The organism is Bradyrhizobium sp. USDA 4516 (assembly GCF_054055915.1).
In genome coordinates this window covers 2,018,439-2,029,669 of the sequence record NZ_JBSRXT010000001.1, presented here as the reverse complement: position 1 = coordinate 2,029,669, position 11,231 = coordinate 2,018,439, and the positions used below count along the sequence as shown (strand labels likewise).

The following is an 11,231-nucleotide window of genomic DNA, read 5'->3' as shown; positions in this document are numbered from 1 at the left end:
GCGACAAACATTGTTTCTTGCGGTCGATTGGGCATAGAATGATGTTGGTAGTAGGAGAACGCTTTGCCAACGCAGGATGCCGAGAGTGGGTGAGGCAAATCCCAGTGTCTTGGTAATCGACGATGATCCGGAGTTTCGCGACTCGGTCGCGCGGCTGTTGCGGACAGTCGGCTTGCCTGCCCGACAATTTTCGTCTGTTTCCGATTTTCTCAAGGCCGATCCGCCGGACGGTCCTACCTGCTTGGTGCTCGACGTGAGAATGCCGGGACGCAGCGGTCTTGAGCTTCAGCGCGACCTTGTCGCCGCAAACAGGCAAGTGCCGATCATCTTCATCACAGCACATGCCGACGTGCCGATGACCGTGCAAGCGATGAAGGGCGGTGCGATTGAGTTCCTTACAAAGCCATTCCGTGATCAGGATCTTCTTGATGCCGTCGAGGCAGGCCTCGCTCGCGATCGTGCCCGTCGAGAGAGTGAAAGCGCAGTGGCCGCGCTCAAGGAGCGTTTCGACACACTCAGCTCCCGAGAGCGTGAAGTCATGTTCGGCGTCGTCGCCGGTCGCCTCAACAAGCAAGTTGCCAATGATATCGGCATCTCCGAATCTACGGTGAAGGTGCATCGCGTGAATTTGATGCGGAAGATGAAGGCGCGTTCGCTTCCCGAACTCAGCCGAATGGCGGACCTTCTCAACGAAGGTCTCCATCACCCGCACAACTCCTGAACCCAGAAGGTGTTTACTCCGCGCTTCGCGTGAGGGTGCATTTCTGCGGCCTCTTGCTGTGCCGACATCTCCAATTGGCGCGCTTATCCGGCTAGCGGATCCGGGCGCGCGCCGTTTACGTCTTGCGTCTAAGCGAACGCTTAGCACAATCAGCAACAAGTGAACTTCACGGTACCTTCGCGGAATCGACCGCAATACCCCAAGCCGTCAAGATGGGATGCGACGCGTGTCGGGTCATCGTAGCATCTCAAGACTCGCCGCGACTTGACGGAGAATCAACGATGGAGCTTCATCAGGTTCGCTATTTCCTCGCCGTCGCGTCTACGCTCAACTTCACTCGCGCGGCCGAGCAGTGCAATGTCGCGCAGCCAGCGCTGACCAAGGGGGTGCAGAAGCTCGAGCAGGAACTCGGCGGCCAGTTGATCTACCGCGAGCGTCGGCTAACGCAGCTCACCGACCTTGGAAAGGAAGTCCTTCCGATGCTGGAGCGCACACTCGCCTCTGCGGAGACGGTGCGCCGCAGGGCCCGGGATTTCCAACGCAAAGAGGTCGCGCCCTTGAAGATCGGCCTTGCTCCTTCGATCTCGGCGTCGCTCGTGCTCGACTCGATCGCCGAGACTACGAGGGGCGTCCCCGGACTTCACGTCGAGTTGCGTGAAGGAGCAGCAGAGAAGCTTGTCAACCTCTTGCTTAAGGGGGAGATCAGCGCGGCAATGGTCGGGGACGTGCGGGACATGCCTGACCGGATCGACGACTGGTCGCTGTTCGAGGAGCGCTATGTCGCGGTCCTCGCGCCGACACATCGGCTGGCAAACCGTCCCTCAATCGGCATCGAGGACCTCCGTGAGACCATCCTGCTGGAACGTGCCGACTGCGACGTGGCAGCAAAAATCCAGCAGGCCTATTTTCCCGAGAAGCCGCTTCACCTCGGCCACCGCAGCGGCAACGACTTGCACCTGCAGCATATGGCCGCCGCTGGGTTCGGCGTAATGCTCGCGCCCGAGCACATGCCGCATCTTCCGATGCTCAAGACTATCCCGCTCGAAGGCGACCTGGCTTCGCGCGAGGTGCGGCTACTGGCCGTGCAGGGGCGCCGCTACTCGCCGGCGCTTGACGCTTTCGTCAAGGTCACGCGCCTTCGCGACTGGTCATCCGTTGTGCGAACGACGTGAAATTGCAGTTCAGTGGGACGGCATGCAGCGCATACCTCGCTGTTGCTACTTAAAAAGCCAGCCCAACGCGCCGCGTATGAAGCAAGCAACGCAGCAGTTCGAGGGCTGACGTGCCGTGGAACGCGTCGGGTCGATAGAAGCGAGCCATTCCACCCGGCAGAAGGCGCAGTGGCAGCTCGCGAGCATCTCGTCCGACCCGATTGACGACATACTCCGGCAAGATCGGGCCGCTCTGGGCTATGGGCTCCAGGTTAAAGGAGCAAGGACGAGAATAGGGCGGCGACCCGGGAATGAGCGGATGACGTAGTCCTGGGCTGCGATAGCGGGACACTGAAGCACCATTCTCGACTTGGTGGCCGACGCCACGCAGACACAAACCTCGCCTCCCCGGCGCTGAATGAGGCGGAATGGAAACGATAACGACCGGGCATTTCTAATGGTTCGCGTGCCTGCTTACTGTTCATCCAACGGGGCTGACCTGTGACGGTTGAATGAAGTGCTACAGCGCAGGGCGGCGCAATCGTCCTGATCACCGTCGGGTGATGCACTCTCCGCACCGTAAGGACCCGCTCAACTAAACAAATCCAACAACTAGGAGACAGCGATGTCGCTTCGCTTCATCACCAAATCCATTCATGCTTACTTGATCGACTATCCGGTCGCTATCGTCTTGATCGCAGCGCCTTTCGTGCTGGATCTCGGCCAGAACAACCCGGTCGCAACGTGGCTTTCGGTCGTTGTCGGTGCGACCGCGCTGCTCTTGGCCGCCCTGACTGACCATCCCACCGGGCTCGTCCGCATCATTCCCTACTGGCTTCACCTTTGGGTCGATCGCGCCGTCGGCGTGTTGTTTATCATCGCTCCGTTTGCGTTCAAGTTCGTCGGGCTCGATGCCTGGTACTACTGGGTCCTCGCCGCCGCCGTTCTGCTCACGACGACAGTCTTGAATGCGCCTGAGGAACAGCTCGCTACGGGCTCGACATTGGGCAGGCGCGCGGCGGGTTAAAAGCGACAACAGCGCGTCACCTGCTCTGTCTCAGCGTACGCCATCGCGCGGTGTGGTGAAGCGACAATAACGATCGTCTATCAACTCCATGGCGAGAGGTGATTTCCCTCGCCGGTCGAGAAGGATCACCCTCCAAGAGCAAGGTGTAATCAAGCTCCGAACCAGGTGCCGCGATAGAGCGGCTCCCGGGGCGAGATTGAACTAAAAATGGCGCGAAAGAGAAAGATACGGATGTCCCAGGAGAGGTACGACATCGTCGTTGTTGGCGCGGGTGCGGCCGGTTGCGTCGTCGCGAGTTATCTCGCCGAACACACCGATGCATCGATTGCGCTGATCGAAGCGGGCGACTTGGATCGCGATCCGTTCATCCACATCCCCGCCGGCTTCGCCAATATATTGGTCCACGACCGGCATGTCTGGAAGTATGAGACGGTTCCCCAGCATGGCAAGAAAAGGGCATATCGTTCGGGCAAGGTGCTCGGCGGCGGCTCCTCGATCAACGCGATGTGCTACGTCCGTGGTCAGATACGCGACTTCGCCGCGTGGCAGGATGCGGTCGGCGACACTGGCAAATGGTCGTATGAAGACCTGCTTCCCGTCTTCATTGCGCAGGAACGCAACGACACCTTCCATGATGAATATCACGGCATCAACGGCGGTCTGGCGGTCCAGTTGCCCAAGGGCATCAACGAGCTGAATCAACATTGTCTCAAGGCGTTCCAGGAATATGGGCTGCCCTACAATCCCGACTATAACGGCGAGAGCCAGATCGGCGTCTCGCCGGTGCAGTCGACGGTCGGAAATCAACGCCGGTGTAGCGCGGTCGACGCTTATCTGCGTCCGTATCTCGCCTCGGGCCGCGTCACACTTCTCACCGGCAAGACCGTCGTTCGGATTCTCGTCGACGACAAGCGGGCTGTCGGGATCGAACTGAAGGATAACGGCCTCGAGAGGGTCATGGCCGGCGAGGTCGTTCTGTCGGCCGGGGCCGTTCATAGCCCCAAAATTCTCATGCACTCAGGCATTGGACCGGCCGAGCAGCTGCGGCAGCACGGCATCACGGTGGTTGTCGATTCTCCGGGAGTTGGCGAAAATCTCCACGACCACCCGATGGTCCCGGTTCGCGCCTATGTGAAGGGAGATCTCGGCTATCAGGCCGCCGCTCAGGGACTCGGCACAATTAAGGCCGGCCTGCGGTATCTCGTCACCAAGGACGGCCCCGCGTCGGGCAACGGCATTGAGACGGTTACTCACTGGAGCCCGTCAGACTTCGCCGCCGACCCCACGATCCAATGCTACCACGCTCCTATCATTTTGAACGAGCAACTCGGTCCGACAGGCAACCGCTCGGGCGTCACCTTCGAGCTCGTGGTGCTTCAGCCCAAGAGCCGCGGCTGGGTGCGGCTGGCCGACAGCGACCCGACGTCGATGCCCCTCATCAATCCAAACTTCGTCGGCGAGGCGGAAGACTTGAGGGCCGCGGTGGAATCAGTGCGGGCGATCCGCGAGGTTATGGCCCAGGAGTCTTTGGCGTCGGTGATCGAGGAAGAGATGGATCCCGGTCCGCATATCCAGTCGGACGCGGAGATCGGCGAATGGGTGAAGCGCGTCGTAACGACGATGTGGCACCCGGTCGGAACGTGCCGGATGGGACAGGATGAGCGAGCGGTGGTCGACGCCAGGCTCAGGGTCCGCGGGGTCGACAGCCTTCGGGTGATCGACGCCTCGATCATGCCGAACATCACCAGCGGCAATACCAACGCGCCAACCCAGGCGCTCGCACGCCATGCGACGGCGATGCTGGTCGAGGATCTGAAGCGCACCTGAGAAGCTCCGGCAAGGCTATCGAACAGCGAAACTGCGCCTGGCTCCGAACTCCGAAGACGACCGGAGGGTCTGCAGACGATGTTGAATCGATCAGGCGATGGTTTCTATCGGGCGCTTGTGCCCTTCGATTCCTTCGATGACGTAATGCAGCGAGATCTGTACCGCCCGCTGCCGGAAGACTGGATCATCGCCGTTACAGATGTCAGCCATTCGACCAAAGCGATTGAACAAGGACGGTACCGAGATGTGAATACGGCCGGCGCGGCGGTTCTTGCCGCCATCAGCAATGCACTACCAGACCTACATCTTCCGTCCACTTTCGGAGGCGACGGCGCGAGCATCGCAGCGCCCGGCGCCCGTTCGTCCGTTGTCAAGGATACCCTGGGAAGAACTGCCGCTTGGGCTGAAGACGTGTTGGATCTCACATTGCGCGTTGCGGTCATTCCGGTCGCAGACATTCGCGCTCAGCACTTGGACGTCCTGGTCGCCCGCTTCGCGCCCTCTTCGAATGTCAGCTACGCGATGTTCGCCGGCGGGGGGCTTGCCTGGGCCGAGCGCGAACTCAAGGAAGGCAGATACATCGTTCCACGCGCGCCTTTCGGAGTTTCAGCCGACCTCACAGGTCTCTCGTGCCGATTTGCCCCGATCGATACCAAGAACGGCATCATTCTGTCTCTTATCGTCATTTCGCGCGATGATCCGGCTTTCTTCGCGGAAACTATACAGGAGCTCCTGCAAACGCTTCGTTCCAACGATCTCGACCTGCGTCCGCTGCCCGCCGAAGGTCCGCTTCCCGCAATGACGGGCGACTATCTTGATCATGCTATCAAGGAAAGCAGGCGGAAGATGCCCTTTGCGACCTGGGTCGCGGAGTCCCGGCGCGCCGTTCTGGCTTGGGTAGGCGCCCGGTCGGGGCCTCCGATTGAAGGCTTTGATGAAGCGCGGTTCCGACGTGAGCTTGTGGAGAATACAGATTACCGAAAATTCGATGACGGCCTGCGCATGACGGTGGATTGCTCATCCGAGCTCGCCAATGCGATAGGCGCGCGCCTGGAGGAGGCCCAGCGACGAGGCGCCTGCTTTTTCGGGACGCACCGACAGAAGGCTGCGAATCTGACGTGCTATGTGCCATCACCCACGAGAGCCGATCACGTGCACTTCGTTGATGGTGCTTCCGGGGGATATGCCTTCGCCGCGGCCAACTTGAAGCGTAATGTCGCCAGTTTCTCAGAGGATTCGTGACTTGGCCGCTCACGTCAACCATCAGAGCTTCGGGCAATTGCGCTTCGGTTGCCATTGCAGAGCGCACAGCGGCGGCCATCGTTGTTTGGAGATTGGGTGACCAGCCCGCACGCGCTAAACAGGTCGTTTCAGACATCCTGCCGGGCATTGCGCTCGCCGGCTGTCCGCCGATAGTCGCTCGGATCTCGCTTGTACGCCTTTCGAAAAGCCCGCACAAAACTTGAACGGCTTTCGTACCCCGCATTAAGAGCAACGACGTCGATCGGCATCGTCGTCGTCGTCAAATCGACTGCGGCCTGGCGCATCCTCAAGTCCCGCAAGATGGCCATCGGCGATTGTCCAAAGATAGCCGAAAAGCGAGCCATGAATGCCGAGCGGCTCAATCCCGCACTGTGCGCCAAGCTTTGAACTGAATGGGCTGCTCCCGGCCGCGCCACCATATCCGCAAAAGCACGGGTCACCTGCCTGTCGGCAAGTATCGAGAATCGCTCGGTCCACCGCTGGGAAGACCTCAGGGACCGCCGCACCAAAGAGACGACGATCTGCTTGAGAAGAGACGCTGTCATGGCTCCCACGCCGACCTCTTGCTGCAGCAGCTCGTCCATAGCCTCGCGAAGCTTCAGGTCGATTTTGTCAGCCGGCTCGAATTGCTCGATCACTGGTTCGCGGAGTTCTCCGAACAGCCTCACCGACTGACCAAAGGATGCGTTAAAAAAGCCGCATACCTGGACGATTTCGGGTCGCTCATTCGGCGCTGCGACGCGGAGAATGCCTTCCTGATGGGTCCAGCAGTCTTTCGAAATGAGCTTCGGTGGGCCGCTCCCACCGTCAACCTCGATCATGAAGGGAGTGTTTGGCGGCACGATGATGAGTAAATGAGGGCTCAACGGTATCGCTGGTCCGCTGTTGATCGATATGCGTCCCACGCCACTCAAGTTGTAGTGGATTCCAGGTACGTCAATCGTCCCGAATTTCACTCGGTGACCGTGTGGCACCAGTATCTCGGTCAGCGCGATGACATCGATGTCGAGCGCCTGCATTAGGTTGTCGAGGTCCGTTGTAGACAATTTCACCGTGGACCCCGTGGACAGCAACACGTTCTGCCTGGTGAGTGTGTGCTTTGGAACCGCTTTCGTGTGCATGAGAGTGGCCCTTTATTGCTGGCTACTGGCGCCGATAGTGCTCCTACGCCTGTTCTCCAAGGATCAGTGGGAGCGGCGCCATTCTCGCTCCTACCACTGCTCGGCCTTCCTCCAGTGCCCGATGGCGCAATCATGATCAGAGTACCGGAGTATGGAAGTGAAACGTTTGCAGATCAATCCTGAACCGCCTTCAGGTCGAGATGCTGACGACGAGTCTTCGACGCCACCATCGAAAAGCGCGGCACGCGATGAACGCGCCAAGAAAGCTGTCACGCGGGATGAAGGGCAAGGACCTAGGATGACGACTTCAGCGAATCCGTATCGATCGGCAGGCTGCGTGCACGCTTGCCGGTCGCGGCGAAGATCGCATTGGTCACTGCAGCACTCACGATGGCTGTCGGAGCTTCACCAATGCCGCCCGGAGCCTCTGCGTTCTTGATCAAGTGCGTCTCCACCACCGGGACCTCGTCGATACGCATCGGCAGATAGCTGTCGAAATTGCTCTGCTCGACCCGTCCATCCTTGAAAGTGATTGATCCATGGAGAGCGGCGGTCAGGCCGAAAAGCGTGCCGCCTTGAATCTGTGCTTCGATTGTATCCGGATTGACGTACGTGCCGCAATCAATCGCACAGACGATGCGCCTGACTTTGACAGAGCCATCGACGCCGACGCTGACCTCGGCGACTTGCGATGTGTAACTTCCGTATGCGAACTGTACCGAAATTCCGCGGCCATGCCGCGTCGGAAGGGGGGATCCCCATCCCGCTTTTTCCGCTGCAAGCGACAGAACAGCGAGCGCTCGCGGATTGTGGCCAAGTAATCTCTTGCGATAGGCGAGGGGGTCTTGCTTCGCGGCATGAGCGAGCTCATCGATGAAGCTTTCGACCACAAAAACGTTGTGAGTCGGTCCGACGCCGCGCCACCAGGACGTCCGGACACCAGGGGGCTCGACCCGGACGAAGTCGACGTGGATATTGGGCAGTGCATAGGGTGGCTCGGCCGCCGCTTCCACGGCATCGGGGTCCAATCCGTCCTTGAAATAAGGGGGATAATAGCGCGCCATGACCGAGGAGCCGGCGATCCGATGCGTCCAGGCGACCGGCTGGCCAGTCGTATCAAGTCCTGCCGACAGCCGATCAAAATAGTAGGGCCGATACATGTCGTGCTGGATGTCTTCCTCGCGGCTCCAGATTACCTTCACCGGGCCGTCGACGTGCTTGGCGATCTTGACGGCGAGAATCGTGCCATCGGCTTCCAGCCTTCGACCGAAGCCGCCTCCAATCAGATGATTGTGGACTTTGACCGCATCCTTTGGCAGGCCGGTGAGTTCGGCCACTTGGGACTGCGTGATCGTAGGCGCTTGCGTACCGACCCAAATGTCGCAACGATCCTTCCGCAGATGAACAGTACAGTTCATCGGCTCCATCGTCGCGTGGGCCAGGAAAGGCACCTGATAGACGGCGTCAACCCGTTGCGCAGCGTCCGCAAGCGCCTTTCGGGCATCGCCGACGTGACGGGCAACAGCGCCCGGCTTCTTCGATTCTTCCTCCAGTTGCAGTACGATATCGGCACTGCTGATCTTGCTGTTCGGGCCATCGTCCCACCTGATGGCGGCGGCCTCGAGACCCTTCTTCGCCGCCCCCATGTGATCCGCCACCACGGCGACGGCTTCACCGATATTGACGAACTGCCGGACATTCTTCACCGCCAGTGCGGCCTTCTCGTTCACCGCCTTCACCTTGCCACCGAGCACAGGCGAAATAGCAACCGCTGCGACCTTCAAGCCCGGCAGTCGCGTATCGATACCGTAGAGCGCGCGTCCGTCGACCTTTATCGGAGAATCCACGCGCTTGGCGCGAGTACCGATCAGCGTGAAATCCTTCGGATCCTTCAATTTGACGTTAGCCGCCGGCGGCACAGGCAATTTCGCCGCAGCTTCCGCAAGCTCGCCATAGCTCAGAAGCTTCGAACCCGAAGCATCGGACACGACGCCGTTGCTGGCGCGGCAAGTCGCCGGATCGACATTCCACCGCTTGGCGGCCGCCGCAAGCAGCAAATTACGACCCACCGCGCCCGCCTGGCGAAGCGGTATCCAGAAGGCGCGGATGGAGGCAGAACCACCCGTATTCTGAATGCCTATGATCGAATTGACGTAAAGCGCATGATTTGGCGGTGCATGCTGTACCTGAATCTGGTCAAGCCTCACTTCCAGTTCTTCAGCGAGAAGCATCGAGAGCGACGTGTAAACTCCTTGTCCCATCTCGACCATGGGCATGATCAGGGTCACGGCGCCGGTCGGATTGATTCGGATGAATCCGTTCGGCGCGAAGGTACCGGTGACCTCGCTTTCGACCAACTGCGACGCGGACGCCGCGAACACCGGCTCCGCGCCGGCACCGCTCAACGCAAAACCGAGCATCAAACCTGCGCCCCGTACAAACGCGCGCCGCGAAATCGCCATTTCGTCTTCGGCGCGGTCCTTCAGAATCGGCATATCCATGAGCTCAAACTCCCGCTGCTTGCTTGATAGCCGCACGGATGCGCTGATAGGTGCCGCAACGGCAGACATTCCCCGACATCGCCGCGTCGATATCCGTGTCGCTCGGCTTCGGAGTATTTTTGAGCAATGCCGCCGCCGACATGATCTGGCCGGACTGGCAGTAGCCGCATTGCACGACCTCCAGATCCAACCAGGCCTTTTGCAACGCGGCTCCTTGCGACGTGCGGCCGATCGCCTCGATGGTGATGACCGCACTGTTGCCGATGCTATCGATCGACGTTTGGCAGGATCGGACCGGTTGACCATCGACATGCACGGTGCAGGCGCCGCACAACGCCTGGCCGCAACCGAACTTGGTCCCGGTCATGCCGAGCACGTCGCGCAGTACCCATAACAAAGGGATATCGCCGTCGACATCGACCTCATGAAGTGAGCCGTTGATCTTCAGTGTGAAAGCCATGAATGCCTCTTGAGCGCGCTGGGAGTGAGCAGTGAGCCAATCAACATCACTCATGAATCCGCGAAAATGGTGCGGATTGATCGCAATACGAGGCGAAGCTTTCCAATAGCCAGTATGTATGGTGTCTATAGCAATGAGGAATGCAGCCGCGACGCTCCGGCACGAGCGCTGCAGCGTTCCACATTACTTGCGAACGATGTACTTTAACTGCTGGATAGCGTCGTCTTGCGCTTCCGAAGGTCCAGCGTCGCCGAGCCGGTCGCGAAACTTAGGATTTCCGCGGATTTTAACGGCGCGGTTGCGGCGGGCGCTTCATAGTTAAAAGCTCAGTCACATCATGCCGGTCATCGGCCGATGAGATCGCTACCGTTAGGAACTTCCCGTCTGGGTATGTTTTGGCTTCATCATAAAGCTTGATCAACCGCGAGCGCCACAGATAGCGCCGCTCTTCAAATTGTTCTCGTTCCGCTCTCCCCAAGACCACCACGGCCGAAAACCGCTTATACTCGGGCAGGAAGGTGCAGAACGCCTTTGTTTTCTTGTAGCGCAGCGACCAACCCCGTTTCTTGCCACCATAGAGCCATTCCGGCGCGAAAATGCCGGGGTAGAACTTCTCGATCCAGTTCTGGAGGTGGGTCCAATGCTTGAACGCACCCGGTCCGATCCAATCGCGGACAACGCTGTCATCGGGCGAGGCTGATTTGTCGGTGATCCTGTCGCCGACCTGGGGGGACTGTTCCATAACTTTCCTTTCGCTGCGACGGCTCTTCCTTGAGCTTCTGCGAGAGTTGCGTTGCCAAGTTCCTGAGGATTGAACTTATGTTGCGCGCGAAATGTCTTCCGTCTCGGAATCGGAAGTTCTGTCGCGGGCCTCTCTCCGGCAATGGCGCATAGGCGAGTTGCCCGTCAACGCTGGAATCTTGCGCGCGGATTTGCGGACACGTATTCGGGACTTCTTGTCGCTTCCTTCAGGACAGGACTGCGCTTGTTGACAAGCGATTGTGGTCCGTCCGGTAGGTCGTTCTTCGTTGGGGTGGGGCGCGTCCGCTGGTCGCGGACCGGGCTCTCGTGAACGGTGCCGCTTCGCGTCGCGGCCATGCGGCTGCGATCCCTCGCGCAAGTAAGAGACAGATTATAATGAGTCGCTCGCCGGAGGCACT

At 59.6% G+C, this 11,231-nt stretch carries 9 protein-coding genes; 5 read left to right on the top strand and 4 right to left on the bottom strand.

Annotation, left to right across the window (positions count from 1 at the left end; translation table 11 throughout):
* The first annotated feature begins 85 nt into the window (after positions 1-85).
* The 5 genes from ACVI1L_RS09500 to ACVI1L_RS09480 all read left to right on the top strand — a co-directional run bounded on the left by ACVI1L_RS09500 (position 86) and on the right by ACVI1L_RS09480 (position 5,968).
* Complete coding sequence (locus tag ACVI1L_RS09500; RefSeq protein WP_057016343.1) at positions 86-721, top strand: response regulator transcription factor; 636 nt, start codon at positions 86-88, stop codon at positions 719-721.
* 281 nt (positions 722-1,002) lie between these two features.
* Positions 1,003-1,893 carry a LysR family transcriptional regulator gene (locus tag ACVI1L_RS09495; RefSeq protein WP_076825068.1) on the top strand — a complete coding sequence of 297 codons (891 nt, stop codon included), beginning with the start codon at positions 1,003-1,005 and terminating at the stop codon, positions 1,891-1,893.
* Positions 1,894-2,497: 604 nt separating this feature from the next.
* Positions 2,498-2,899 carry an SPW repeat domain-containing protein gene (locus ACVI1L_RS09490; RefSeq protein WP_057016321.1) on the top strand — a complete coding sequence of 134 codons (402 nt, stop codon included), beginning with the start codon at positions 2,498-2,500 and terminating at the stop codon, positions 2,897-2,899.
* Between the two features lie 207 nt (positions 2,900-3,106).
* The gene (locus ACVI1L_RS09485; RefSeq protein ID WP_456782767.1) at positions 3,107-4,726 is read left to right on the top strand and encodes a GMC family oxidoreductase; all 1,620 of its coding nucleotides are present in this window, start codon (positions 3,107-3,109) and stop codon (positions 4,724-4,726) included.
* Between the two features lie 78 nt (positions 4,727-4,804).
* Entirely contained in the window at positions 4,805-5,968 is a 1,164-nt protein-coding gene (locus ACVI1L_RS09480) for a DUF3095 domain-containing protein (RefSeq protein ID WP_076825064.1), read from the top strand.
* Positions 5,969-6,096: 128 nt separating this feature from the next.
* Here ACVI1L_RS09480 and ACVI1L_RS09475 read toward each other — a convergent pair whose 3' ends face one another.
* From ACVI1L_RS09475 to ACVI1L_RS09460, 4 genes are all read right to left on the bottom strand, one after another.
* Complete coding sequence (locus ACVI1L_RS09475) at positions 6,097-7,008, bottom strand: helix-turn-helix transcriptional regulator (RefSeq protein ID WP_244558668.1); 912 nt, start codon at positions 7,006-7,008, stop codon at positions 6,097-6,099.
* A gap of 395 nt (positions 7,009-7,403) precedes the next feature.
* The gene (locus tag ACVI1L_RS09470) at positions 7,404-9,611 is read right to left on the bottom strand and encodes a xanthine dehydrogenase family protein molybdopterin-binding subunit (RefSeq protein WP_076825060.1); all 2,208 of its coding nucleotides are present in this window, start codon (positions 9,609-9,611) and stop codon (positions 7,404-7,406) included.
* Between the two features lie 4 nt (positions 9,612-9,615).
* Entirely contained in the window at positions 9,616-10,071 is a 456-nt protein-coding gene (locus ACVI1L_RS09465) for a (2Fe-2S)-binding protein (RefSeq protein WP_057016316.1), read from the bottom strand.
* A gap of 286 nt (positions 10,072-10,357) precedes the next feature.
* Entirely contained in the window at positions 10,358-10,813 is a 456-nt protein-coding gene (locus ACVI1L_RS09460) for a DUF3788 domain-containing protein (protein WP_076825048.1), read from the bottom strand.
* Positions 10,814-11,231 lie beyond the last annotated feature (418 nt).